Source organism: Streptomyces sp. NPDC047028, from assembly GCF_040644095.1.
Lineage (GTDB): Bacteria > Actinomycetota > Actinomycetes > Streptomycetales > Streptomycetaceae > Streptomyces.
Genome location: NZ_JBEYVS010000015.1, coordinates 96,356 through 120,105, shown reverse-complemented (window position 1 = coordinate 120,105; position 23,750 = coordinate 96,356). Strand labels below are relative to the sequence as shown.

21 protein-coding genes and 1 riboswitch are annotated in these 23,750 nt (G+C 72.5%); of the genes, 14 read left to right on the top strand and 7 right to left on the bottom strand.

The window, feature by feature from the left end; translation table 11 throughout:
• The first annotated feature begins 315 nt into the window (after positions 1 to 315).
• The 4 genes from ABZ854_RS16050 (at position 316) to ABZ854_RS16035 (ending at position 5,198) form a co-directional block, all read left to right on the top strand.
• Positions 316 to 1,737: a pitrilysin family protein gene (locus ABZ854_RS16050; protein ID WP_361210307.1), complete on the top strand. Its 1,422-nt coding sequence runs from the start codon at positions 316 to 318 to the stop codon at positions 1,735 to 1,737.
• Positions 1,734 to 3,122 (top strand): pitrilysin family protein, encoded by a 1,389-nt coding sequence (locus ABZ854_RS16045; protein WP_361210304.1) that lies wholly within the window; start codon positions 1,734 to 1,736, stop codon positions 3,120 to 3,122. The genes ABZ854_RS16050 and ABZ854_RS16045 overlap by 4 nt, the downstream gene beginning before the upstream one ends.
• A gap of 247 nt (positions 3,123 to 3,369) precedes the next feature.
• Positions 3,370 to 3,531: riboswitch (cyclic di-AMP (ydaO/yuaA leader) on the top strand.
• A gap of 12 nt (positions 3,532 to 3,543) precedes the next feature.
• Positions 3,544 to 4,299 carry a M23 family metallopeptidase gene (locus ABZ854_RS16040; RefSeq protein WP_361210302.1) on the top strand — a complete coding sequence of 252 codons (756 nt, stop codon included), beginning with the start codon at positions 3,544 to 3,546 and terminating at the stop codon, positions 4,297 to 4,299.
• Positions 4,300 to 4,502: 203 nt separating this feature from the next.
• Positions 4,503 to 5,198: a GntR family transcriptional regulator gene (locus ABZ854_RS16035; RefSeq protein ID WP_361210299.1), complete on the top strand. Its 696-nt coding sequence runs from the start codon at positions 4,503 to 4,505 to the stop codon at positions 5,196 to 5,198.
• Between the two features lie 121 nt (positions 5,199 to 5,319).
• Here ABZ854_RS16035 and ABZ854_RS16030 read toward each other — a convergent pair whose 3' ends face one another.
• Entirely contained in the window at positions 5,320 to 5,601 is a 282-nt protein-coding gene (locus ABZ854_RS16030; protein WP_189262368.1) for an HPr family phosphocarrier protein, read from the bottom strand.
• A 177-nt stretch (positions 5,602 to 5,778) separates the two neighbouring features.
• On the opposite strand from ABZ854_RS16030, the gene ABZ854_RS16025 reads away from it, so the two are divergent.
• From ABZ854_RS16025 to ABZ854_RS16010, 4 genes are all read left to right on the top strand, one after another.
• Positions 5,779 to 8,823, top strand: coding sequence for a GNAT family N-acetyltransferase (locus ABZ854_RS16025; protein ID WP_361210296.1), 3,045 nt, complete (start codon positions 5,779 to 5,781; stop codon positions 8,821 to 8,823).
• Positions 8,824 to 8,993: 170 nt separating this feature from the next.
• Positions 8,994 to 9,581, top strand: a complete 588-nt coding sequence (locus ABZ854_RS16020; protein ID WP_129306130.1) for a DUF5998 family protein — start codon at positions 8,994 to 8,996, stop codon at positions 9,579 to 9,581.
• On the top strand, positions 9,581 to 10,771 hold the full coding sequence (locus ABZ854_RS16015) for a nucleotide pyrophosphatase/phosphodiesterase family protein (protein WP_361210292.1): 1,191 nt from the start codon (positions 9,581 to 9,583) through the stop codon (positions 10,769 to 10,771). The genes ABZ854_RS16020 and ABZ854_RS16015 overlap by 1 nt, the downstream gene beginning before the upstream one ends.
• A 55-nt stretch (positions 10,772 to 10,826) precedes the next feature.
• Positions 10,827 to 11,477: a thymidine kinase gene (locus ABZ854_RS16010; RefSeq protein WP_361210290.1), complete on the top strand. Its 651-nt coding sequence runs from the start codon at positions 10,827 to 10,829 to the stop codon at positions 11,475 to 11,477.
• A 7-nt stretch (positions 11,478 to 11,484) separates the two neighbouring features.
• Here ABZ854_RS16010 and ABZ854_RS16005 read toward each other — a convergent pair whose 3' ends face one another.
• Together ABZ854_RS16005 and ABZ854_RS16000 are read right to left on the bottom strand one after the other, a co-directional pair.
• On the bottom strand, positions 11,485 to 11,994 hold the full coding sequence (locus ABZ854_RS16005; RefSeq protein WP_361210288.1) for a DUF4232 domain-containing protein: 510 nt from the start codon (positions 11,992 to 11,994) through the stop codon (positions 11,485 to 11,487).
• A gap of 178 nt (positions 11,995 to 12,172) precedes the next feature.
• Positions 12,173 to 12,964 carry a VOC family protein gene (locus tag ABZ854_RS16000; RefSeq protein WP_361210286.1) on the bottom strand — a complete coding sequence of 264 codons (792 nt, stop codon included), beginning with the start codon at positions 12,962 to 12,964 and terminating at the stop codon, positions 12,173 to 12,175.
• Between the two features lie 310 nt (positions 12,965 to 13,274).
• On the opposite strand from ABZ854_RS16000, the gene ABZ854_RS15995 reads away from it, so the two are divergent.
• Positions 13,275 to 14,126, top strand: a complete 852-nt coding sequence (locus ABZ854_RS15995) for a sulfurtransferase (protein WP_361210284.1) — start codon at positions 13,275 to 13,277, stop codon at positions 14,124 to 14,126.
• A gap of 75 nt (positions 14,127 to 14,201) precedes the next feature.
• Here the strand turns inward: ABZ854_RS15995 and sepH are convergent, their stop codons facing one another.
• From sepH to ABZ854_RS15980, 3 genes are all read right to left on the bottom strand, one after another.
• Positions 14,202 to 15,254, bottom strand: a complete 1,053-nt coding sequence (sepH, locus tag ABZ854_RS15990) for a septation protein SepH (RefSeq protein WP_361210281.1) — start codon at positions 15,252 to 15,254, stop codon at positions 14,202 to 14,204.
• A gap of 426 nt (positions 15,255 to 15,680) precedes the next feature.
• Positions 15,681 to 17,000, bottom strand: a complete 1,320-nt coding sequence (locus ABZ854_RS15985) for a D-arabinono-1,4-lactone oxidase (protein WP_361210278.1) — start codon at positions 16,998 to 17,000, stop codon at positions 15,681 to 15,683.
• The gene (locus ABZ854_RS15980) at positions 16,960 to 18,198 is read right to left on the bottom strand and encodes an MFS transporter (RefSeq protein ID WP_361210276.1); all 1,239 of its coding nucleotides are present in this window, start codon (positions 18,196 to 18,198) and stop codon (positions 16,960 to 16,962) included. The genes ABZ854_RS15985 and ABZ854_RS15980 overlap by 41 nt, the downstream gene beginning before the upstream one ends.
• A gap of 193 nt (positions 18,199 to 18,391) precedes the next feature.
• On the opposite strand from ABZ854_RS15980, the gene ABZ854_RS15975 reads away from it, so the two are divergent.
• Together ABZ854_RS15975 and ABZ854_RS15970 are read left to right on the top strand one after the other, a co-directional pair.
• On the top strand, positions 18,392 to 19,522 hold the full coding sequence (locus ABZ854_RS15975) for a ferrochelatase (RefSeq protein ID WP_361210274.1): 1,131 nt from the start codon (positions 18,392 to 18,394) through the stop codon (positions 19,520 to 19,522).
• Positions 19,523 to 19,530: 8 nt separating this feature from the next.
• Positions 19,531 to 20,358, top strand: coding sequence for an inositol monophosphatase family protein (locus tag ABZ854_RS15970; protein WP_361210271.1), 828 nt, complete (start codon positions 19,531 to 19,533; stop codon positions 20,356 to 20,358).
• Positions 20,359 to 20,506: 148 nt separating this feature from the next.
• Here the strand turns inward: ABZ854_RS15970 and ABZ854_RS15965 are convergent, their stop codons facing one another.
• Positions 20,507 to 20,680, bottom strand: a complete 174-nt coding sequence (locus ABZ854_RS15965; protein WP_164992265.1) for a hypothetical protein — start codon at positions 20,678 to 20,680, stop codon at positions 20,507 to 20,509.
• Between the two features lie 468 nt (positions 20,681 to 21,148).
• Here ABZ854_RS15965 and ABZ854_RS15960 point away from each other — a divergent pair, with 468 nt between their 5' ends.
• The 3 genes from ABZ854_RS15960 to ABZ854_RS15950 all read left to right on the top strand — a co-directional run bounded on the left by ABZ854_RS15960 (position 21,149) and on the right by ABZ854_RS15950 (position 23,742).
• Positions 21,149 to 21,802, top strand: a complete 654-nt coding sequence (locus tag ABZ854_RS15960) for a response regulator transcription factor (protein ID WP_003993508.1) — start codon at positions 21,149 to 21,151, stop codon at positions 21,800 to 21,802.
• A gap of 5 nt (positions 21,803 to 21,807) precedes the next feature.
• The gene (locus tag ABZ854_RS15955) at positions 21,808 to 23,052 is read left to right on the top strand and encodes a HAMP domain-containing sensor histidine kinase (RefSeq protein ID WP_361210267.1); all 1,245 of its coding nucleotides are present in this window, start codon (positions 21,808 to 21,810) and stop codon (positions 23,050 to 23,052) included.
• Positions 23,053 to 23,445: 393 nt separating this feature from the next.
• Positions 23,446 to 23,742: a DUF4193 domain-containing protein gene (locus tag ABZ854_RS15950; protein ID WP_129306118.1), complete on the top strand. Its 297-nt coding sequence runs from the start codon at positions 23,446 to 23,448 to the stop codon at positions 23,740 to 23,742.
• The last annotated feature ends 8 nt before the right edge of the window (positions 23,743 to 23,750 follow it).

Genomic DNA, 23,750 nt, shown 5'->3' with positions numbered 1-23,750 from the left:
CGTGTGACGGTATCTCTGACGGGTGTGACGGGATCTGTCGCGGACCATTGTGGACCTCGGCACTGACAACGCGGGCCGCGACCCGGTGTCAACGGCCGCGCCCGGTGCCCACCGACGCCCAGCGGCCCTCGGCCGCCGGTGCCGCACGGCGCACCGCGGCCGTCCCGCGCCCGCGCCGGAGGCAGGCTACGCGATCCGCTGTGGGCGTACGCCTCGCGGGAACTTCGCCGGGGTCCCGCACGCTTTGCATAAAGTGGCAGGAACGGCAGGAAGACCGCGGTTTTTTCGACCGCCTCCGCTCGCGAAGGGACGTACATGCCCATGGGTCACACGACCACGGCCGAGGCAGGCTCCGGGGGCCTGACAGCGACCGAGCACCGCCTGGCCAACGGTCTGCGCGTGGTGCTCTCCGAGGATCACCTGACCCCGGTGGCGGCGGTGTGCCTCTGGTACGACGTCGGCTCGCGCCACGAAGTCAAGGGGCGTACCGGCCTGGCTCACCTTTTCGAGCACCTGATGTTCCAGGGCTCCGGCCAGGTGAAGGGCAACGGCCACTTCGAACTGGTGCAGGGCGCCGGCGGCTCGCTCAACGGCACCACCAGCTTCGAGCGCACCAACTACTTCGAGACCATGCCCGCCCACCAGCTGGAGCTCGCCCTCTGGCTGGAGGCCGACCGCATGGGCTCCCTGCTCACCGCCCTGGACGACGAGTCCATGGAGAACCAGCGGGACGTCGTCAAGAACGAGCGCCGCCAGCGCTACGACAACGTGCCCTACGGCACCGCGTTCGAGAAGCTGACCGCCCTGGCCTACCCGGACGGCCACCCGTACCACCACACGCCGATCGGCTCGATGGCGGACCTGGACGCGGCCACCCTGGAGGACGCCCGCCAGTTCTTCCGCACCTACTACGCGCCGGGCAACGCGGTCCTCTCCGTGGTCGGCGACATCGACCCCGCGCAGACCCTCGCCTGGGTCGAGAAGTACTTCGGGTCCATCGCCGCCCACGACGGCAAGCCCGCCCCCCGCGACGGCTCGCTGCCGGAGGTCCTCGGCGAGGAGAAGCGCGAGGTCGTCGTCGAGGAGGTCCCCGCGCGCGCCCTGATGGCCGCCTACCGGCTCCCGCACGACGGCACGCGCGGGTCCGACGCCGCCGACCTCGCCCTGACCGTCCTCGGCGGCGGCGAGTCCTCCCGCCTCTACAACCGCCTGGTGCGCCGCGACCGCACGGCCGTCGCCGCCGGCTTCGGCATGCTGCGCCTGGCCGGCGCGCCCTCCCTGGGCTGGCTGGACGTGAAGACCTCCGGTGACGTCGAGGTGCCGGTCATCGAGGCCGCCATCGACGAGGAACTCGCCCGGTTCGCTGCGGAGGGCCCCACTCCGGAGGAGATGGAACGCGCCCAGGCCCAGTTGGAGCGCGAGTGGCTGGACCGGCTCGGCACCGTCGCCGGGCGCGCCGACGAACTGTGCCGGTTCGCGGTGCTGTTCGGCGACCCGCAGCTCGCCCTGACCGCCGTCAACCGCGTACTGGACGTGACCGCCGAGGAGGTCCAGGAGGTCGCCAAGGCCCGGCTGCGCCCCGACAACCGCGCGGTGCTCGTCTACGAGCCGCTGTCCGCCGAATCCGCCGAACACACCGACGACCCGGGCCTGCCCGAGAACCCCGAGTCGGAGGCCACCGTCGAAGCGGGCGCCGACCGGGCCGACCGGAACGACAACGAGGAGACGGGCAAGTGAGCGAGCTCGCCACGATGGACTTCCACCCCCAGCCGCAGCCGGGCGAGGCGAAGCCGTGGGCGTTCCCCGCCCCGGAGCGCGGCGCGCTCGGCAACGGCCTGACAGTGCTGCGCTGCCACCGCCCCGGCCAGCAGGTCGTCGCCGTCGAGGTGCTGCTGGACGCACCCCTGGACGCCGAACCGGCCGGCCTGGACGGCGTGGGCACGATCATGGCGCGGGCCTTCTCCGAGGGCACCGACAAGCACTCCGCCGAGGAGTTCGCCGCCGAACTGGAGCGCGCCGGCGCCACACTCGACGCGCACGCCGACCACCCCGGCGTCCGGCTCAGCCTGGAGGTTCCCGCCTCCCGCCTCGCCAAGGGCCTCGGCCTGCTCGCCGACGCGCTGCGGGCGCCCGCCTTCGCCGAGAGCGAGATCGAGCGGCTGGTCCGCAACCGCCTCGACGAGATCCCGCACGAGCTGGCCAACCCGGCCCGGCGGGCCGCCAAGGAACTCTCCAAGGAGCTGTTCCCGGCCACCTCGCGCATGTCGCGCCCGCGTCAGGGCACCGAGGAGACCGTCGCCAAGATCGACGCCGCAGCGGTCCGCGCCTTCTACGACCGTCACGTGCGGCCCGCGACGGCCACGGCGATCGTGGTCGGCGACCTCACCGGAACGGACCTGGACGCCCTGCTCGGCGACACCCTGGGCGCGTGGACGGGCACCCCGGGCGAACCCCGCCCCGTGCCGCCGGTGACCGCGGACGACACCGGCCGCGCGGTCATCGTCCACCGGCCCGGCGCCGTCCAGACCCAGCTGCTCATCGGCCGGATCGGACCCGACCGGCACGACCGTGTGTGGCCCGCCCAGGTGCTCGGCACCTACTGCCTCGGCGGCACCCTCACCTCCCGCCTGGACCGCGTCCTGCGCGAGGAGAAGGGCTACACCTACGGGGTGCGCGCCTTCGGGCAGGTCCTGCGCGCCGCGCCCGAGGGCACCGGCGCCGCGATGCTCGCCATCAGCGGCTCCGTGGACACCCCGAACACCGGCCCCGCGCTCCAGGACCTGTGGACGGTGCTGCGCACACTCGCGGCGGACGGCCTCACCGACGCCGAGCGCGACGTCGCCGTGCAGAACCTCGTCGGCGTGGCCCCGCTGAAGTACGAGACGGCGGCGGCCGTCGCGGGCACGCTCGCCGACCAGGTCGAGCAGCACCTGCCCGACGACTACCAGGCGACGCTCTACCAGCGGCTCGCCGCCACGGGCACCGTGGAGGCCACCGCGGCCGCCGTGAACGCCTTCCCGGTGGACCGGCTGGTGACCGTCCTCGTCGGCGACGCGACGCAGATCAAGGAGCCGGTCGAGGCGCTCGGCATCGGTGAAGTCACCGTCGTGACGGCCGAGTAGAGCATCTATGCGGGCGGCGCGCCCCGCACGCGCGCGTGGGCCCCTGACGACCGACGGGTCGTCAGGGGCCCACGCCGTTTTCGGCCCGTTCCCCTTGCTCGCCCTCAAATGTCCGAATTGGGGCAGAGGTTGCCTGTCTGCCCTGTGGCATGCGCTACAAAAACCCGGATGCGTTTGGGTATTGAACGCACCTCGCCTTAGCGTCGTCCGGGCTGTTCGTCAGGCAGTGCGCCGCACCCGTGGCACCGGACAGCCATCGCCGAGTCCCCGTACGGCGCGAGCCAGGGGAGCCGGGGACCCACGCAGTCCCTGGGGTGAATCGGACGCCCGCGCGCAGCGAGGGGGTCCGTAGGAGACCTTCCTGCTCCGAACCCGTCAGCTAACCCGGTAGGCGAGAGGGAAGGAAAGGACCAGCCACTTCATGGCGTTCATGTGCGCCACCGGGAAGCACCGCAAGCCCGGCCGGGTCAAGCGCACCACCGCGCAGGCCGCCGGCATCGCCGCCCTCACCACGACCGGTGTCATCGGCACCCTCGCGGCCTCCCCGGCGCTCGCCGCGGAGAGCCCCGTCGAGCAGAGCGGCCTCACCCCGGTCATCACCGTCAGCGACGACGTCGCCCAGCAGATCGACGCACAGGCCGCCGCGCAGAAGGCCGCCGCGGAGCAGAAGGCGGCCGAGGAGGCCGCGGCCAAGGTGGCCGCCGAGAGGGCCAAGGAGGAGCGCGCGGCCCAGGCGCGCGCCGCCCGTGAGGCCGAGCGCAAGCGGCTGAACACCTTCGTCGCCCCGGTCGCGCACTCGTACGTCTCGACGGGCTACAAGGTCGGCGGCACCCTGTGGTCGTCCGGCTCGCACACCGGCATCGACTTCCACGCGGCGAGCGGCACCGCCGTCCACGCGGTCGGTTCCGGCACCGTCGTCTCCACCGGCTGGGGCGGCGCCTACGGCAACCAGATCGTGATCCGGATGGCCGACGGCATGTACACCCAGTACGGCCACCTGTCGTCCATCGGCGTCACGGTGGGCCAGAAGGTCACCCCCGGCCAGCAGATCGCCCTGTCCGGCGCGACCGGCAACGTCACCGGCCCGCATCTGCACTTCGAGGCCCGGACGACCCCCGACTACGGCTCGGACGTCGACCCCATCGCCTACCTGAGCAAGCACGGTGTGCACGTCTGACCCGTCGCGCGGCACCTGCGAAAGCCCCGGCCCACCGGCCGGGGCTTTCGCCGTTCTCCGGGTGCGTGAAGGCGCCGCACACCTCGCTGTCCAAAAGGCATCCATGAATTCCGGCTTCTCGCCGGAAATTCAGGCCGCCTGGCCTAGAGTCGCGGAAAACGCCCGTCGTCGGCGTTTCACGGGGAACAAGGCGGAGGTCGGTCATGCGTATTCCGGCGCATTCGGTGTGCACGGCGATCCGGGACGACATCGTCGCCGGTGTCCACGCGCGTGGCGGCCGGCTCACCGAGGAAGTGCTCGCCCGGCGGTACGGCGTCTCACGCGTCCCCGTCCGGGAGGCCCTGCGCACCCTGGAGGCGGAGGGCTTCGTCGTGACCCGGCGGCACGCGGGCGCGTGCGTGGCCGAGCCGACCGAACAGGAGGCCGCCGACCTGCTGGAGATGCGGCTGCTGCTGGAGCCGCTCGGTGCCGCCCGGGCCGCCCAGCGGCGCACCGCCGCCCATCTGAAGGTGCTGCGCGGCCTGGTCCGGCTCGGCCAGGAGCGGGCGGGCCGGGGCGCCGGCGGCGACCTGCGCCCGCTCGGCGGCTGGTTCCACGACACGCTCGCCCAGGCGTGCGGCAGTCCCTCGCTGGCCTCGACGCTCGTCCGGACGCGGCACAAGATCACCTGGATGTTCGCGGTACGGCCGGCGCCGAATCCCGCCGAGTCCTGGGCGGAGCACGGCGCCATCGTGGACGCGGTGGCGCGCGGCGACGGCGAACGCGCGCGGGCGCTCACGGCGGCGCACACCCAGCGGACGGCGGCGGCGCACCAGTTGCGGCCCGCCCGGCTCACCGGACCCGCCGGCCGCGTGAGGGATTCGCAACGTGCCGTAAACACTCCGGGTCCGCGGAATTAACACCGACGGGGTATACGGAATTCCGCGCGAAAAGGCGGAGCCGGATGTCCGGCCAATAAACAGCGCAGCCGCGCCACCCCGTAAAGGGTGACGCGGCCGCGGTGTTTCGCGGGTGCCGCGCTCAGACGGTCTCGGGCAGTTCCTCGAGGCCCTCGGCGACCAGCTTGGCCAGCCGGTCCAGGGCCGCGTCCGCGCCCTCGGCTTCGGAGGCCAGGACGATCTCCTCGCCGCCCTGGGCGCCGAGGCCGAGGACGGCCAGCATGGAGGCCGCGTTGACGGGGTTGCCGTCGGCCTTGGCGATCGTCACCGGGATACCTGCGGCCGTGGCGGCCCGGACGAAGATGGAAGCGGGGCGGGCGTGGAGGCCCTCGGCCCAGCCGACGTTGACGCGGCGCTCAGCCATGTGATGCTGCCCTTCGGTGTTCAGGGTTGTCTAGACCAGTTTCCCATATCGTGGAGCATGCCCGGAGCGGTCGTGCGCCCGCCCCCCTTTCGGCACCGGACCGCGGCCTCGGCCCGGGGGTCGCCCTCCACAGACTGCCTCGCGCCGTTGTCGTACGCGAGCCGTACTCTGGGGCCCATGCAGACCTCGGCGGACCGGCAGGACCGGCACCAGTACCCCGCCCACTGGGAGGCGGACGTGGTGCTGCGCGACGGGGGCACCGCACGCATCAGGCCCATCACCGTCGATGACGCCGACCGCCTGGTCAGTTTCTACGAGCAGGTCTCGGACGAGTCGAAGTACTACCGCTTCTTCGCGCCGTACCCCAGGCTCTCCGCCAAGGACGTCCACCGCTTCACCCACCACGACTTCGTGGACCGGGTGGGACTCGCGGCCACGATCGGCGGCGAGTTCATCGCGACCGTGCGCTACGACCGCGTCGGCGCCGACGGCATGCCCGCGTCCGCCCCCGCCGACGAGGCCGAGGTCGCCTTCCTGGTGCAGGACGCGCACCAGGGCCGAGGCGTCGCCTCCACGCTGCTGGAACACATCGCCGCCGTCGCCCGCGAGCGCGGCATCCGCCGCTTCACCGCCGAGGTGCTGCCCGCCAACAGCAAGATGATCAAGGTGTTCACCGACGCCGGGTACACGCAGAAGCGCAGCTTCGAGGACGGCGTCGTACGCCTGGAGTTCGACCTCGAACCCACCGACCGCTCCCTCGCCGTGCAGCGCGCGCGGGAACAGCGCGCCGAGGCCCGCTCGGTACGACGGCTGCTGGCGCCCGGCTCCGTGGCCGTCGTCGGCGTCGGCCGCGCCCCGGGCGGGGTCGGGCGCAGCGTGCTCGGCAACATGCGGGACGCCGGCTTCCCCGGCCGGCTGCACGCGGTGAACGCGGCCTTCCCCGAGGATCTCAAGGAGGTCGACGGGGTGCCCGCGTACCGGTCGGTGCGGGACATCGAGGGGCCGGTGGACCTCGCCGTCGTCGCGGTACCGGCGGAGCGGGTGCCCGAGGTCGTCGACGCGTGCGGTGAGCACGGGGTCCAGGGGCTCGTGGTGCTCGCCGCCGGGTACGCCGAGAGCGGGCCCGAGGGGCGTGAGCGGCAGCGGGCGCTCGTCCGGCACGCGCGGGCGTACGGGATGCGGCTCATCGGGCCGAACGCCTTCGGGATCATCAACACCGCGGCCGGCGTCTCGTTGAACGCCTCGCTGGCACCGGAGATGCCCCGGCCGGGGCGCATCGGGATGTTCGCGCAGTCCGGGGCCATCGGGATCGCCCTGCTGTCCCGGCTGCACCGGCGCGGGGGAGGGGTCACCGGAGTCACGGGCGTGTCCACCTTCGTCTCCTCCGGCAACCGGGCCGACGTCTCCGGGAACGACGTCCTTCAGTACTGGTACGACGACCCCGACACCGACGTCGTCCTCATGTACCTGGAGTCCATCGGCAACCCGCGCAAGTTCACGCGCCTGTCCCGGCGGACTGCGGCGGCGAAGCCGCTGGTCGTGGTGCAGGGCGCCGGGTCCGCGCCGCAGGGGCACGCCGTCCGGGCGACGCGGCTGCCGCACGCGACCGTGTCCGCGCTGCTGCGGCAGGCCGGGGTGATCCGGGTGGACACCATCACCGAGCTGGTCGACGCGGGGCTGCTGCTCGCCCGGCAGCCGCTGCCGGCCGGGCCCCGGGTCGCGATCCTCGGTAACTCGGAGTCGCTGGGCGTCCTGACGTACGACCGGTGTCTGGCGGAGGGCCTGCGCCCCTCCCGCCCCCTGGACCTGACCACCGGGGCGACTGCGGAGGACTTCCACCGGGCGCTGGCGCGGGCCCTGGCCGACGACACGTCCGACGCCGTCGTCGTCACCGCCATCCCGGCGATCGGGGAGGGATCACCGGCAGACGCCGAGCTGGCGGAGGCCCTTCGCTCCGCGGCGGCGGCCGCACCGGGCAAGCCGGTCCTGGTGGTCCACGTGGAACTGGGCGGCCTCGCGGAAGCACTCTCCGCGGCGGCGAGCACGGGCCCACCTGCGACCGGCAGAGGCAATGCAGCACAGGTTGCCGCTACGGCACCCGGCACCGAGGGCGGTGCCCACCCTCCCCCACTCTCGGCTTCGCTCGAGCGGGGGGACCCCCATCGCCCTGCGGAACGCCTGCCCACCGCGGAAGAGGTCGCCCCGGAAGGGGCGCGGGGAGCTGCGCGACAAGCAACGACGCGGACGCACCCGGCGACGCGGCAGTCAGGGGCAGACGCGCTCCCGCCGGCCGGCGCGGGTGCCGGACTCGAAGTCGGGGACCTGGACGGGGCCGGGGCCGGGGGCGGAACCGTCGGAGACCGGCTCATTCCGGCCTACCCCGCCGCGGAGCGGGCCGTGCGGGCTCTCGCCGAGGCCGTCCGGTACGGCGAGTGGAGGCGGGAGAGTGGCCGGCCGGGCAAGGTGCCCGAGTACGAGGACATCGACGAGAAGGGAGCCGCCGACCTGATCAGCGGACTGCTCGCGCGCGGGCAGGGCCTGAGCATCAACGAGGCGGACACCTGCGAACTGCTCGGCACGTACGGCATCCAGGTCCGCCGGGCCATCCCCGCCACCGGCCCGGAGGCGGCCGTCGACGCCGCCCGCGCCCTCGGCTACCCCGTCGCCCTCAAGGCCACCGCGCCGCACCTGCGGCACCGTGCCGACCTCGGCGGCGTCCGGCTGGACCTCGCGGACGAGGAACAACTGCGCAGGGCCTATGCCGAGTTGACCGAGCTGTTCGGCCCCCCGGGGGAGCTGCGGCCGGTGGTGCAGGCCATGGCACCCCGGGGCGTCGACACCGTCGTACGGGCCGTGATCGATCCCGCGGCCGGTGCCGTGCTCTCCTTCGGGCTGGCCGGGGCGCCGTCGCAGCTGCTCGGTGACATGGCGCACCGGCTGGTCCCGGTCACCGACCGGGAGGCGACCTCGCTGGTGCGGTCGATCCGGACGGCGCCCCTGCTGTTCGGCTGGCGCGGCTCGACCCCCGTGGACACCCCCGCGCTGGAGGAACTGCTTCTGCGCCTGTCCCGGCTGGTCGACGACCACCCGGAGGTCGTCGCGGTGACCCTGGAACCGGTCGTGGTGGCGCAGCACGGGGTGAGTGTGCTGGGAGCCACGGTGCGGCTGGCGCCGCCGCCGGCCCGCGACGACCTCGGCCCCCGGACCATGCCGGCCTACTGAGCCCACTGCCCGCGCGCGGGTGCGGGTGTGGCGGGTGCTCGCGCAGTTCCCCGCGCTCCTGGGCCCGCTGTCGCCGGCGTCGGTCCCATACGCCCCGGGGCCCGCCGCCCAGGTCCCCCCTGCCCTTGGCTGGCCCGGAGCCGTCCTGCCCACGGACTAAGATGGACGCCATGGCCAAGACCAGTACGACGACCCAGGGGCTGCGCGCGGCGATCGAGCGCAGCGGCTACTACCCGGCCCTCGTGGCCGAGGCGGTGGAGGCCGCCGTGGGCGGCGAGCCCATCCGGTCGTACCTGGTCCACCAGGAGACCACGTTCGACCAGAACGAGGTGCGCCGGCACGTGACCGTGCTGGTGCTCACCGGTAACCGCTTCATCGTCAGCCACACCGACGAGCAGGCCGCCGACAGCACCTCCCCGACGCCGTACGCCACCACCTCCACGGAGTCGGTGAAGCTCGGCCGGATCTCGTCGGTCGTCGTCAGCCGGGTGGTGGCCAACCCGGAGCAGTACGTCCCGGGCACGCTGCCCCGCGAGGTCGTCCTCACCATCGGCTGGGGCGCGGTCAGCCGCCTCGACCTGGAACCCGCCGCCTGCGGCGACCCCAACTGCGAGGCCGACCACGGCTACACGGGCAACTCCACGGCCGACGACCTCAGCCTCAGGGTCAGCGAGGCCGGTGACGGCCCCGAGACCGTGCGCCAGACACTCGTCTTCGCCCAGGCCGTCTCCGAGGCCACCGCGGACGTCGGCCGCTGATGACGCAGTCCTTCGTCTGGGACCACCCGGAACCGCTCGCCCTGGACACCGCGCCGCTGCCCGAGTACGGCACCGGCTCGCTCGCCGACCTGCTGCCCACCCTGGCCGCCGGGATGGGCGTACCCGGCCTGACCGCCGGCATCGGGGAACTCGCCCCGGCCGATCGGGTGTGCGTCTTCCTGGTCGACGGGCTCGGCTGGGAGCAGCTCAGGGCGCACCCCGACGAGGCCCCCTTCCTGAACTCGCTTCTCGGCAGCTCCCGCGGCGGCACCGGCCGCCCCCTCACCGCCGGCTACCCGGCGACCACCGCGACCTCCCTCGCCTCCGTCGGCACCGGCCTGCCGCCCGGCGCCCACGGGCTGCCCGGCTACAGCGTCCGCAACCCGGCCACCGGCGAGCTGATGAACCAGCTCCGCTGGCAGCCGTACACCGACCCGCGCCCCTGGCAGCCGTACCCCACCGTCTTCCAGCGGGCGCACGACGCCGGGGTGCACGCCGCGCAGGTGTCCTCGCCCGTCTTCGAACGGACCCCGCTGACGAAGATCGCGCTCAGCGGCGGCACCTTCCATGGGCGGCTCACCGGCGAGGAGCGCATGGACCTCGCGGCCGAACAACTCGCCGCCGGCGACCGCGCGCTGGTCTACACGTACTACGCCGAGCTGGACGGCGCCGGGCACCGCTACGGCGTGGCCTCCGACACCTGGCGCGGCCAGCTGATGCGCGTGGACCGGCTCGCCCAGCGGCTCGCCGAGCAACTCCCCCCGCGCAGCGCCCTGTACGTCACCGCCGACCACGGAATGGTCGACGTGCCGTTCGACGACGAGCACCGCGTCGACTTCGACGAGGACTGGGAACTGCGCGCCGGGGTCGCCCTGCTGGGCGGCGAGGGGCGGGCGCGGCACGTGTACGCGGTGCCGGGCGCCGCGAGTGACGTGCTGACCTGTTGGCGCGAGGTGCTCGGCGACCGGTTCTGGGTGGCCTCGCGGGACGAGGCGATCGCGGCGGGCTGGTTCGGGCCGGCCATCGACGAGCGTGTGTACGCGCGGCTCGGGGACGTGATCGCGGCCGCACACGACGACGTCCTGATCATCGCCTCCGAGCGGGAGCCGAAGGAGTCGGCGCTGGTCGGCAACCACGGTTCGATGACCCCCGCCGAGCAGCTCGTCCCGCTGCTCGAAGTACGCTCCTGAACGCCGTCCGCGCCGCCGCCCCTCGACACTCCCACCGAAAGGTGCCCCACCCACCATGCCCGAGCTGGTGTTCTTCTCCGGAACGATGGACTGCGGGAAATCGACACTGGCTCTCCAGATCAACCACAACCGGTCCGCGGGCGGCCTCCAGGGCGTCATCTTCACCCGTGACGACCGGGCGGGCGCGGGTAAACTGTCGTCCCGGCTCGGCCTGGTGACCGAGGCCGTCGAGGCCGAACCGGGCATGGACCTGTACGCCTATGTCGTCAGCCTGATGTCCCGGGGCGGCAAGGTCGACTACCTGATCGTCGACGAGGCGCAATTCCTCGCCCCGGAACAGATCGACCAGCTCGCCCGGGTCGTCGACGAGCTGGGACTGGACGTCTTCGCCTTCGGCATCACCACCGACTTCCGCACCAAGCTCTTCCCGGGCTCGCAGCGGCTGATCGAACTGGCGGACCGGATAGAGGCCCTCCAGGTCGAGGCGATGTGCTGGTGCGGAGCGCGCGCCACGCACAACGCCCGCACGGTCGGCGGCGAGATGGTGGTCGAGGGCGAGCAGGTCGTCGTCGGAGACGTGAACCGGCCGGCGGCGGAGGTCGGCTACGAGGTGCTGTGCCGCCGTCACCACCGCCGCCGCATGACCAGCGCCTCCGCGCGGGCCGGCGTCCTCTCCCCGGACGTCCTGCCGGTCGTACCTTCCTGACCGCGCCTCAGAACACCGTCTGGGTCGTCACCGGCCCGACGGTGAACAGGCCCGAGCAGACCCGCAGCGGGGCCGGCACGAGGACCGCCCTGGTCGACGCCGGCGGATACACCCGGAGGTACTTCCCGGTGCTGTTGCAGGGCCCGCCGACCGGGCCGTTCGTCGTGCGGACCACCGACGTCACCGTCTGGCCCGGGGTGACCTTGACCGTGCCGTACTTCTCCCCGGTCCGGGACGCGGCGGCGCCTATCTGGTGGTGCGCGGTGCTGAGCACGCTCACCCCGGGGTAGCCGCGCAGCGCGCAGGTGCCGGTGCTCGTGTTGGTGAACCGGACGGGCCAGTACAGCGAGCCCGCCGCCGCGTCCTGGCGGCCCATGGACAGATACAGGTCGTTCGTCGTGCAGGTCCGCGTGCCGGCCGTCGCCGCGTTCGCCTGGACCGCGCCCCAGGTGCCTCCGGCGGCGGCGAGCAGCGCGGCCGTACCGAACACGGCCACGCGCCTCGGGATTGCTTGCATGGTGTACGCCCCCATCGTGATCAACCCTTGATCGGTGGACTTGGTCGCGCTCTGGTTGATCAAGGTGATTGATATGTCTCTGTTTGATGAGACATGTGTACGGGGCGGAAGGTTGTACGCAGCAGGTTGTCCGGCTCAACCGGCCCCGGTCCACTGTGAGCATGGGCCCGGCGGCGGTTCAGTGGGGGCTCTGCACCACCGAGAAGACCGCTCCCTCCCGGTCCGCCACCGTGCCGACGCGGCCGTGTGCGCTGTCGCGGGCGGGCTTGAGCACCTGGCCGCCCAGGACGGCGACCCGGTCCAGGGTCTCGTCGGTGTCCGCGACCTCGAAGTACGTCATCCAGTGCGGTCCGCGCTCCCTGGGCACCGCCTGTCCCACGCCGTGGATGCCGGCCACGTGGCGGCCGTCGAGGCGCAGGGTGACGTAGTCGATGTCGGCGGAGACGACCGGCTCCTCCTCGTAACCGAACACCGTGGAGTAGAACTTGGCGACGCTCTCGGTCTCGAAGGTCAGCAGCTCGTCCCAGGCGGGGGTGCCGGGGAGGCCGGTGACCGCCGTGCCGAGGTGGGCGGCCGTCTGCCAGATGCCGAAGACGGCGCCGCAGGGGTCGGAGGCGAGGGCCATGCGCCCGGCGTCGCCCGCGTCCAGCGGGCCGACGGCCACCGTGCCGCCGCACAGCCGTACCTGATCGGCCGTCCGGTCCACGTCGTCCGAGGCGAGATAGGGAGTCCAGGCGATCGGCAGCCTGCGGTCCGGGGGCAGCTGGCCGATGCCGGCCACCTCGTCGCCGTCCAGCAGCGCCCGCACGTACGGGCCGAGCTGCTGCGGGCCGGGCCGGAACTCCCAGCCGAACAGCTCCCCGTAGAACTCCTCGGTGGTGGCCAGCCCATGCACCATCAGGCTCACCCAGCAGGGCGTGCCGGGCGTGCGCCGCGCGTGCGGACCGGCCGGCTCCCGTGCCTCGGTCATCTATCACTCTCTCCCCGGCCCTCGTGGTGGCCGTGTCGCTTCCGCTTCCGGAAGGGGCTGTGCCGCTGGCGCGCGCACGCCCGTGCCGGTCCCGCGTCCTGCGCGGTGCCGCGTGCGCCGGCGCGCGGCGGTGGCTATCCGAAGGATGCCCTGATGGACGTGTATCGCCGCTTTCTGGCGAGTGCCGACACGTGTTCGTCAGCTGTACAGCATGTGCTCGATCCCATACGCCTCGTGATCGACCCTGTCCGGCGGAGCAGAGTAGCCGTAGCTGGACGCCGCGGCCACCCCTGACGTATGGATGGACGCCATGACAGCCATCATCACCGCACCCGAACTCGTCCATGAGCTGACCGGCGCGCGTCCGCCCGTACTGCTGGACGTCCGCTGGCAGTTCAGCCTGGCGAAGGCGGCGGGCGCCCCGGCGCAGGACGGGCGGGCCGAGTACGCCGCCGGGCACCTGCCCGGCGCGGTCTTCGTCGACCTGGACCAGGAGCTGGCCGCGCCGCCCGGGGAGGGCGGTCGGCACCCGCTGCCGGACCTCGCGGAGTTCGGCGCGGTCATGCGCCGGGCGGGCGTGTCGGCGGCCCGGCCGGTCGTCGTGTACGACGGCGGGCTGAACTGGGCGGCCGCGCGCGCGTGGTGGATGCTGCGATTCACGGGTCACCCGGACGTGCGGGTCCTGGACGGCGGGTTGCCGGCCTGGGAGGGCCCCCTGTCCACCGAGGTGCCCACGCCGGCGGAGGGCGACTTCCGGCCGGCGCCGGACGCCTCCGCGCTGCTCGACGCGGACGGGGCCGCCGCGCTGGCCCGCGCGGGGGTGCTGCTGGACGCGCGCGCGGGGGAGCGGTACCGCGGTGAGGTGGAGCCCATCGACCGGGTCGGCGGGCACATCCCGGGCGCGGTGTCGGCGCCGACGACCGAGAACGTGGGCCCCGACGGCCGTTTCCTGCCCGCGGAGGAGCTGCGGGACCGCTTCAAGGCCCTGGGCGTGTCCGCGGGCACCCCCGTGGGCCTGTACTGCGGCTCGGGCGTCTCGGCGGCGCACGAGGCTCTGGCGCTGGCGGCGGCGGGCATCCCGGCGGCGCTGTACGTCGGTTCGTGGTCGGAATGGTCCTCGGACCCGTCCCGCCCGGTGGCGGTGGGCCCGGACCCGCAGTAGGGGCGTGTGCGGACAGCACGGAGGGGGCACGCGCGCGTGCCCCCTCCGCGGTGCGCTCCCACGGCCCGCGGGCCGCTACTCCTGCTTCTTGCGCCGGGTGCCGAACACGATCTCGTCCCAGCTCGGCACCGCGGCCCGGCGGCCGGGGCGGACGCCGTCGGCCTCCGCCTGGCGGTCGGTGGCGCCGATCAGCCGGTCCCGGTGACTGCCGACGGAGCGCGGCATGAGCACGTCCGCGTAGGCGGAGCCGGCCGAGGCGGCGGGCGCCGGGGGCTCCTCCTCCACCGGTTCGTCGACGGGCTCCTCGGGCACCTCCGCGGGCCGCTCCGGGACGACCAGATCGCCCCGGAAGCTCGGCACCGCCTCCAGGAGGCTGGTGAGCGAGTCCCGTTCGGCGGGGCTCTCCTCCGCCGGCTCGGGCGACTGGGCCGGCAGGCTCGGCCGGTCCCGGTCGCCCCGGTCGAGCGCCCGGTCCAGCGCGCGGTCGAGCGAACGTTCGCGCGGCAGGCGGGCGATGCGGGGTACGAACGGGAAGCTCGGCTCCGGTACGGCGAGGTCGTCGGACTCGCCGATCAGCGAGCGCGCCTCCTCGTCGACCGCCTGCACGAGCCGCCGGGGCGGGTCGTACGTCCAGCTCGCCGAGTGGGGTTCGCCCGCGACCAGGTAGACCAGCAGGACCTCCCAGGTGCCGTCGTCGCGGCGCCAGGAGTCCCACTGCACGGTGTCCTTGTCGGCGCCGCGCAGCAGCAGCCGTTCCTGCACGGCCTCGCCGAGCAGCGGGCCGGAGTTCTCCCCGGGCCGACGGACCGGTGTCTTGCGGGCCCGTTCCGCCATGAACGCGCGCTCGGCCAGCACAGGACCCTCGAAGCGCCGTACCCGGTCGACGGGGATGCCGGCGAGCTGGGCGACCTCTTCGGCCGTGGCGCCCGCGCGTATACGGGCCTGGATGTCACGGGGGCGGAGATGGCTCTCCACCTCGATCTCGATCTGGCCGAGCCGGGGCCGGTCGCCGCGCACGGCGGCACGCAGCCGCTCGTCGATCGGAAGCGTGTACTCCGTGGAGTCGGCAGCCTTGAGCACCAGCCGTGTGCCGTCATTCGAGACGGCCACGACACGCAGTTCGGGCATGGGGACCTCCCGGGTGGTGCCTGCCGACGTCACGTGCGTCGCTGCTTCCGCTAGTCGAGTGTGGCCTGCCCGGGTGCAGCCTGCCACAACCTTGCCGAGTTGCCCGGCGTGTCGGGCACGGGCCCTGGACCGCCGTTATGGCACGGTTACCTATTCGCAACGCTAAGTGACAAACTCCGTCACCCTGTGCAACTAGCCCCCTCCCGGCGGTCTTTCGAGGCCGCGGACACCCTGGTGGGAGACCGGACCCAGGGCTCGCAACAGTACTCCATTCGGGCCACGTGCGTGGATTGGCACGCCGCCCAACTTCTGGGGAGGGGCGGGACTTGGCCCTCCGCAACCCGTATCGGCGATCACGCGGGTGGCGAACTTCACGCGATCCCCCGATGCGGAACGACGGCTTCGTCCGTGCGCTCCCTTCGGGAACTACGCGCCCAGAACCCTCCGCAAGTAGTCGTTCTGGAACAGGCGTTCCGGGTCGAGGCGGTCGCGCAGGGCGGTGAACTCGCCGAAGCGCGGGTACACCTCGGCGAAGTACTCCGCGTCCCGGGTGTGCATCTTGCCCCAGTGCGGACGGCCCTCGTGCGCGGTGAAGATGCGCTCGGCGGCGGTGAAGTAGGCGTGGTACGGCGTGCCGCGGAACATGTGGACGGCGACGTAGGCGCTGTCCCGGCCCGAGGCGGTGGACAGGGTGATGTCGTCGGCCGGCGCGGTGCGCACCTCCACGGGGAAGCTGACCCGCAGGCCCGACCGGTCCACCATGGCCTTCAGTTCACGCAGGGTGTCGGTCAGGGCCGCGCGCGGGACGGCGAACTCCATCTCCACGAACCGCACCCGGCGGGGCGAGGTGAAGACTTTGTAGGGGATGTCGGTGTACGTCCGCGCGGACAGGGCCCTGCTGGAGATCCGGGCGATGGCCGGGACGGTCGACGGCGCGGCCCGGCCGACCCACTGGGCCACCTGGAAGACGCCGTTGGACAGCAACTCGTCCTCGAACCACCCGGCGAGCTGTCCCACGGGCTGCTCGGGGCCAGCGCTGCGGTTGTTGCGCTTGGTGTTGGTGTTCCCGGTGTGCGGGAACCAGTAGAACTCGAAGTGCTCGTTCTCCGCCCACAGCTGGTCGAACTCGGCCAGGACCCGCTCGATCGGCATCGGCTCCTCGCGGGCGGTGAGCAGGAAGACCGGCTCGACGGCGAAGGTGATGGCGGTGACGATGCCGAGCGCGCCGAGCCCGATGCGGGCGGCCGCGAAGACCTCGGGGTTCTCGGTCTCGGAACAGGTGAGCACCGAGCCGTCCGCGGTGACCAGTTCCAGCCCCTTGATCTGCGCGGAGATCGACGCCGACTCGCGGCCCGTGCCGTGCGTGCCGGTGCTGGTGGCCCCCGAAACCGTCTGCTCCATGATGTCGCCCATGTTGGTGAGCGACAGACCCTCGCGCGCGAGCGCCAGATTGAGTCGCTTGAGCGGGGTGCCGGCCTCGACCGTGACGGTCATGGCCTTCCGGTCGATGGTGCGTATGCCGGTCAACAGTTGAGGGCGTATCAACACACCGTCGGTGGCGGCTATGGACGTGAAGGAGTGCCCGGTGCCGACCGCCTTCACCTTCAGGCCGTCCTCGGCGGCCCGGCGCACGGCCGCGGCCAGCTCGTCCACGGAGGCCGGCACGACCTGCCGGGCGGGCCGGGCGGCGACGTTGCCGCCCCAGTTACGCCAGGTGCCGTTCTTCCCGCTCGTTGTGCTGCTCAACGGTGCCTCCCCGACCCGCGGCCGGCCTGCGGAGCCGGCGGTACCCGAGGAAACCGACCGCCGCCGCGACGGCTCCGGACACGGCCGGAACCCCGTACCCGGCGCGCGCGCCGGCTGCGTCGATCACCCAGCCGGCCACGGCGGAACCGAGCGCGACCCCGACCGCGAGGCCGGTGCTCACCCACGTCATGCCCTCGGTGAGCCGCGCGCGAGGTACGTGCTCTTCGATGAGGGACATCGTCGTGATCATCGTCGGTGCGATGGACAGGCCTGCAACGAACAGCGCCACGGCCAGAAGCGGCAAGTTTCCGACCAGTAGGAGGGGGATCATACTCACGGCCATGGCCGTCACGCCCAGCAGCCACCTGCGCTCCGGCGCCCCCGCCACCCGCAGCAGCCCGAAGACCGCCCCGGACACGCAGGAGCCGGCGGCGTACAGCGCGAGGACGACGCTCGCGACGGCCTTGTGGCCGCGCTCGTCGGCGAAGGCCACGGTCACCACGTCGACCGACCCGAAGATGGCCCCCGTCGCCGTGAACGTCGCCACCAGGACCCTCAGCCCCGGCAAGCGCAGCGCGCTGCCGCCGTCGTGCCGCTCGCGCGGGTGCGGTTCCGGTTCGGTGGCGCGCTGCGCGGTCAGCCAGAAGACGCCGGCCGCCAGGAAACATCCGGCCAGCAGCGGCCCCGCCTCCGGGAACCAGGCCGTGGACAGGCCGATGGAGACGATCGGACCGACGATGAAGCACACCTCGTCGACCACCGACTCGAACGAGTAGGCGGTGTGCAGCCTCGGCGTCCCCCGGTACAGGGCCGCCCAGCGGGACCGGATCATCGCGCCGAGGCTCGGCACCGAACCGATCCCGGCGGCGCACAGGAACAGCGTCCAGTCCGGCCCGCCCAGATGCGCGGCGAGCAGCAGCCCGGCCGCCGCCACGAGCGCGACGAGGGTCGCGGGGCGCAGGATCCGGCGCTGCCCGTACTGGTCCACCAGCCGCGAGATCCGCGGCCCGATGGCGGCCGCGGACAGGGCGATGGTCGCCGACAGCGCGCCCGCGAGGCCGTACCGCCCGGTGAGCTGGGAGATCATCGTCACCACGCCGATGCCCATCATGGACAGCGGCAGGCGGCCGAGGAACCCCGCGGCGGAGAAGGCCTTGGTGCCGGGCTCGGCGAACAGGGCGCGGTAGGGGCTCGGCACGGGGTTCTCCGGAAGTGACTCGGTAAGCCGCGAACGCGGTGGATACAGCTTACGAGCCGACCGGGCCGCCAGGCACCGGATTTCGGCCGGAACCCTTCCGGATCACGCCGGAACCCGGTCGCCGGAAGTGGCCGGAAACCGCCGGGGCGGCCGTCCGTTTCCGGCTGTCAGTGCCGGGTGGCAGGATCGAGACATGCCAGACGCGCTCGATGCCAGCCCCTACGACGCCCTGCTCCTGCTCTCCTTCGGCGGCCCCGAAGGCCCGGACGACGTGGTTCCCTTCCTGGAGAACGTCACCCGGGGGCGGGGCATCCCGAAGGAACGCCTCAAGGAAGTCGGGCAGCACTACTTCCTGTTCGGCGGGGTCAGCCCGATCAACGACCAGAACCGCACCCTGCTCGACGCCCTCCGCAAGGACTTCGCCGAGCACGGTCTGGACCTGCCGGTCTACTGGGGCAACCGCAACTGGGCGCCGTACCTGACGGACACGCTGCGCGAGATGGTGGCCGACGGCCGCCGCCGCGTCCTGGTGCTCGCCACCAGCGCGTACGCCTCCTACTCGGGCTGCCGGCAGTACCGGGAGAACCTCGCGGACGCGCTGGCCGCACTCCAGGCCGAGGGCCTGGAGCCGCCGCGGATCGACAAGCTGCGGCACTACTTCAACCACCCCGGCTTCGTCGAACCCATGACCGAGGGCGTGCTGCGCTCCCTGGCGGACCTCCCCGACGAGGTCCGCGACGGCGCCCACATCGCGTTCACCACCCACTCCATCCCGACCGCCGCCGCCGACACCTCCGGCCCCACCGAGTCCCACGGCGACGGCGGGGCGTACGTCGCGCAGCACCTGGACGTGGCCCGGCTGATCGCCGACGCCGTCCGCGAGCGCACCGGCGTCGACCACCCCTGGCAGCTCGTCTACCAGTCCCGCTCCGGCGCCCCGCACATCCCGTGGCTGGAGCCCGACATCTGCGACCACCTCGCGGAGCGGCAGGCGGCCGGCGCCCCGGCGGTCGTCATGGCGCCCATCGGCTTCGTCTCCGACCACATGGAGGTCCTGTACGACCTCGACACCGAGGCCGAGGCCAGAGCGGCGGAACTGGGCCTGCCGGTGCGCCGCTCGGCCACCGTCGGGGCCGACCCGAGGTTCGCCGCAGCCGTCCGCGAACTGATCACGGAGCGCGCCGCCGCGGAGCGCGGACAGCGGGTCACCCCGTGCGCCCTGGGCGCGCTCGGCCCCAGCCACGACCTCTGCCCGGTGGGCTGCTGCCCGGCCCGCACCCCGCACCCGGCCGCCGCGGGCGCCGACAGCCCGTACGAAGCGTGAGGAGCGCCGTGACCGACACCCAGAACGGCCGCCCGTACGCCGACCTGCTCGGGCTCGCCCAGGAGGCCGCCCGACGGGCGGGGGAACTGCTGCGGGACGGCCGCCCGGCCGACCTCGCCGTGGCCCACACCAAGTCCAGCCCGATCGACGTCGTCACCGAGATGGACATCGCGGCCGAGAAGCTGATCACCGACCTGATCTCCGGCCGGCGCCCGGACGACGGCTTCCTCGGCGAGGAGGGCGCGTCCGCGGCGGGCACCAGCGGCGTCCGGTGGGTGATCGACCCGCTCGACGGCACGGTGAACTACCTGTACGGGCTGCCGACCTGGGCGGTGTCGATCGCGGCCGAACAGGACGGCGAGACCGTCGTCGGGGTCGTCGCGGCCCCGATGCGCGGCGAGACGTACCACGCGGTGCGCGGCGGCGGCGCGTGGGCCACGGGCGCGTGGGAGGGCGAGCGCGCCCTGTCCTGCCGTACGGCGACACCGCTGACGCACGCGTTGGTCTCCACCGGCTTCAACTACGTCGCCGAGGTTCGCGCCCACCAGGCGGAGGTGGCCGCACGGCTCGTCCCGCTGGTGCGCGACATCCGGCGGGGCGGCTCGGCGGCGATCGACCTGTGCGACGTGGCCTGCGGCCGGCTGGACGGGTACTACGAGCGGGGGCTCCACCCCTGGGACCTCGCGGCGGGCGACCTGATCGCCCGCGAGGCGGGCGCGCTGACCGGTGGACGCCCCGGAGAGCGCCCCACGGGCGAACTGACACTCGCCGCCACCCCCGGCGTCTTCGAGCCCCTCCAGCACCTCCTGGAGGACGCCGGGGCCTGGCACGACTGAGGACGCCCCGTCGCCGGTCGCACCGTTCCCGCGCCCCTCACGGGGCACGTCCGGCGAGGCGGTGTTGATCGGTTCGGGTGGGCACCCGGAACGGGCGGAACCCCCGGCGCTGGATTCGCCGGGGGCTCCGTGTCGCGCTTCGGGCCGATCAGACGCGTGACGCGCTGACCTCCACACCGTGTTCGGCGGCGAGGCGGCGCAGGTCGTCGAGCTCTCCCTGCTCCACCTCCACGAGGAAGTCGTCGCCCTCGTCACGAGCCCGCGTCAGGTCGGACTCGGTCGCCCTTATGCGCTGCAGAAGTCCTGCGGTGAAAGCGTCCATGCTGCGCCCCCTCGTCCTGGGTCGTGGGTCGGTTTCTCCCGCTCGCTCGCCCCGGGGACGCCTCGGGTCCCGTCGGCTCGCTCGCTTGGCACGGGGGTGTGCCGTTCGGAAAGGGCGATCACATCTCTCGCAGGTGCCCAGCGCTGCCCTGCCGGGCGGCGACGGTGCCGGACACCCACGCCCACTCTGTGAAAGCGGACCGTGGAGTACCGCATGGTGCTGCGGCACATGCAGAGCGTGATCGCGGGGTGTACAGCCGTCCTCCCCAAGCTCCCTTCCGCGGAAACCTCAACCGCCGGAGGAAATCTCGCATTCCCGCTCCGTCACCCCCGTCTCTGCGGCCCGCAGCCCGTCTTACAGCCGACTTATGACCGAAAAGGGCAGGATGGAGGCCACACCCCACGAACACCCCTGCCCGCACGCGCCCGAGGAAGCGTCGTGCGGGCGGACACAGGAAGGACAACCGACGTGCGCGTACTCGTCGTCGAGGACGAGCAGCTGCTCGCCGATGCGGTGGCCACCGGACTGCGCCGGGAGGCCATGGCCGTCGACGTCGTGTACGACGGTGCGGCCGCCCTGGAGCGCATCGGCGTCAACGACTACGACGTGGTCGTCCTCGACCGCGACCTCCCCCTCGTGCACGGCGACGACGTCTGCCGCAAGATCGTGGAGCTGGGCATGCCCACGCGCGTGCTCATGCTCACCGCCTCCGGAGACGTCAGCGACCGCGTCGAGGGCCTGGAGATCGGCGCCGACGACTACCTGCCCAAGCCGTTCGCCTTCAGCGAGCTGATCGCACGCGTGCGTGCCCTCGGCCGCCGCACCAGCGTGCCCCTGCCGCCGGTCCTGGAGCGCGCCGGCATCAAGCTCGACCCCAACCGCCGCGAGGTCTTCCGCGACGGCAAGGAGGTCCAGCTCGCGCCCAAGGAGTTCGCCGTGCTGGAGGTGCTGATGCGCAGCGAGGGCGCGGTCGTCTCGGCCGAGCAGCTGCTGGAGAAGGCCTGGGACGAGAACACCGACCCGTTCACCAACGTGGTCCGCGTCACCGTGATGACCCTGCGCCGCAAGCTCGGCGAGCCGCCGGTGATCGTCACCGTCCCCGGCTCCGGCTACCGGATCTGACCGCCATGGCCGCGACCCCCGCGCCGCCACAGGCGCCACCGAAGCCCACCTGGGACCCCCGCGGGCAGCAGCCGCCCTTCCCGTGGCTGCGCCCCACCATCCGCATACGGCTCACGCTGCTGTACGGCGGCATGTTCCTGATCGCCGGCATCCTGCTGCTGTCGATCATCTACCTGCTGGCCGCGCAGGCCATCAACACGGGCAACGAACCGCTGTTCAAGATCGTCGACGCCAGCGGTCTGAAGGTCACCAGCAACCGCTGCCCCGGCATCGCCAACGACCTGCCGCTGTCGCAGTTCAACGACGCGATCACCCAGTGCATGGACCACCAGCGCCAGGTCGCCCTGAACAACCTGCTCAGCCGCTCCCTGCTGGCCCTGCTGGGCCTCGCAGTGATCGCTTTCGCGTTCGGCTACGCGATGGCGGGCCGGGTGCTGTCCCCGCTCGGCCGGATCACCCGCACCGCCCGGCAGGTGGCCGGCTCGGACCTGTCCCGCCGTATCGAGCTGGACGGCCCGGACGACGAGCTGAAGGAGCTGGCGGACACCTTCGACGACATGCTGGAGCGGCTGCAGCGCGCCTTCACCGCCCAGCAGCGCTTCGTCGGCAACGCCTCCCACGAGCTGCGCACCCCGCTCGCGATCAACAGGACCCTCCTGGAGGTCCACCTGTCCGATCCGAACGCCCCGGTGGAGCTGCAGCAGCTCGGCAAGACGCTGCTGGCCACCAACGAGCGCAGCGAACAACTGGTCGAGGGGCTGCTGCTGCTCGCCCGCAGCGACAACCAGATCGTCGAGCGCAAACCGGTCGACCTGGCCGAGGTGGCCGCACAGGCCGTCGACCAGGTGCACGCGGAGGCGGAGGCCAAGGGCGTGCAGATCCGCGCCGAGACCAAACCGGCCGTGGTGCAGGGCAACGGCGTCCTGCTGGAGCGGATCGCGCTGAACCTCGTGCAGAACGCGGTGCGCTACAACGCGCCGGAGGAGGGCTGGGTGGAGGTGACCACACAGGTGCAGCACGGGCAGGCGGTGCTCACCGTCTCGAACACCGGGCCGGTGGTGCCGGCGTACGAGATCGACAACCTCTTCGAGCCCTTCAGACGGCTCCGGACGGAGCGCACGGGCAGCGACAAGGGCGTGGGCCTCGGCCTTTCCATCGCCCGCTCCGTCGCCCGCGCGCACGGCGGGCACATCGCGGCGCAGCCGCGTGACGGCGGCGGGCTGGTGATGCGCGTCACGCTGCCGGTGTGAGCATGGGTCGACACACGCGGAGGATGTTCGCTTTGCGCGGAATTTTCCATCCGTCTTACGAGGTTCTTGTTGTGTGATCGATCACATGGGCGGATTTCCGGCCATGCACAGTCCGTGATCATGAAGCGGTACGGAAAGCCGGGAAAATGCCAGTTTTCAGGGCTCCTGATCACGGGAAGTACACGGTGAGGCGCCTTTGAGGCGCGCTATGGGAACCGTGTACGGTCCTCACCGCCATCCAAGCCGATCACTCTTGAGGGGTCGGGTTGGGTGTCGATTGAGTAACAGACCTTGATGTGAGGCAAAATCTCCGCCTCAGGTCGGGCACAAGTCCGGCCTCTCACGCGTTACGTGCGCTGGAGACACCGCAGACACCCAGAGGGGGAGAGCGACATGGCAACCGATTACGACACTCCACGCAAGACCGACGACGACGTCGACTCGGACAGTCTTGAAGAGCTGAAGGCTCGACGGAACGACAAGGCCACCTCCTCGGTGGACGTCGACGAGTTCGAGGCCGCCGAAGGCCTCGAACTGCCCGGGGCGGACCTCTCGAACGAGGAGTTGGCCGTCCGGGTCCTGCCCAAGCAGCAGGACGAGTTCACCTGCATGAGCTGCTTCCTGGTGCACCACCGCAGCCAGCTGGCCAGGGAGAAGAACGGCCAGCCGATCTGCCGCGACTGCGACTGAGGACGGGT

What these genes read in the sequence shown, in the direction of transcription:
- ABZ854_RS16050 (WP_361210307.1), top strand. Translation starts at nt 316, where the DNA reads ATGCCCATGGGTCACACGACCACGGCCGAGGCAGGCTCCGGGGGCCTG.
- ABZ854_RS16040 (WP_361210302.1), top strand. Translation starts at nt 3,544, where the DNA reads ATGGCGTTCATGTGCGCCACCGGGAAGCACCGCAAGCCCGGCCGGGTC.
- ABZ854_RS16035 (WP_361210299.1), top strand. Translation starts at nt 4,503, where the DNA reads ATGCGTATTCCGGCGCATTCGGTGTGCACGGCGATCCGGGACGACATC.
- ABZ854_RS16030 (WP_189262368.1), bottom strand. Translation starts at nt 5,601, where the DNA reads ATGGCTGAGCGCCGCGTCAACGTCGGCTGGGCCGAGGGCCTCCACGCC.
- ABZ854_RS16025 (WP_361210296.1), top strand. Translation starts at nt 5,779, where the DNA reads ATGCAGACCTCGGCGGACCGGCAGGACCGGCACCAGTACCCCGCCCAC.
- ABZ854_RS16020 (WP_129306130.1), top strand. Translation starts at nt 8,994, where the DNA reads ATGGCCAAGACCAGTACGACGACCCAGGGGCTGCGCGCGGCGATCGAG.
- ABZ854_RS16015 (WP_361210292.1), top strand. Translation starts at nt 9,581, where the DNA reads ATGACGCAGTCCTTCGTCTGGGACCACCCGGAACCGCTCGCCCTGGAC.
- ABZ854_RS16010 (WP_361210290.1), top strand. Translation starts at nt 10,827, where the DNA reads ATGCCCGAGCTGGTGTTCTTCTCCGGAACGATGGACTGCGGGAAATCG.
- ABZ854_RS16005 (WP_361210288.1), bottom strand. Translation starts at nt 11,994, where the DNA reads ATGCAAGCAATCCCGAGGCGCGTGGCCGTGTTCGGTACGGCCGCGCTG.
- ABZ854_RS16000 (WP_361210286.1), bottom strand. Translation starts at nt 12,964, where the DNA reads ATGACCGAGGCACGGGAGCCGGCCGGTCCGCACGCGCGGCGCACGCCC.
- ABZ854_RS15995 (WP_361210284.1), top strand. Translation starts at nt 13,275, where the DNA reads ATGACAGCCATCATCACCGCACCCGAACTCGTCCATGAGCTGACCGGC.
- sepH (WP_361210281.1), bottom strand. Translation starts at nt 15,254, where the DNA reads ATGCCCGAACTGCGTGTCGTGGCCGTCTCGAATGACGGCACACGGCTG.
- ABZ854_RS15975 (WP_361210274.1), top strand. Translation starts at nt 18,392, where the DNA reads ATGCCAGACGCGCTCGATGCCAGCCCCTACGACGCCCTGCTCCTGCTC.
- ABZ854_RS15965 (WP_164992265.1), bottom strand. Translation starts at nt 20,680, where the DNA reads ATGGACGCTTTCACCGCAGGACTTCTGCAGCGCATAAGGGCGACCGAG.
- ABZ854_RS15955 (WP_361210267.1), top strand. Translation starts at nt 21,808, where the DNA reads ATGGCCGCGACCCCCGCGCCGCCACAGGCGCCACCGAAGCCCACCTGG.
- ABZ854_RS15950 (WP_129306118.1), top strand. Translation starts at nt 23,446, where the DNA reads ATGGCAACCGATTACGACACTCCACGCAAGACCGACGACGACGTCGAC.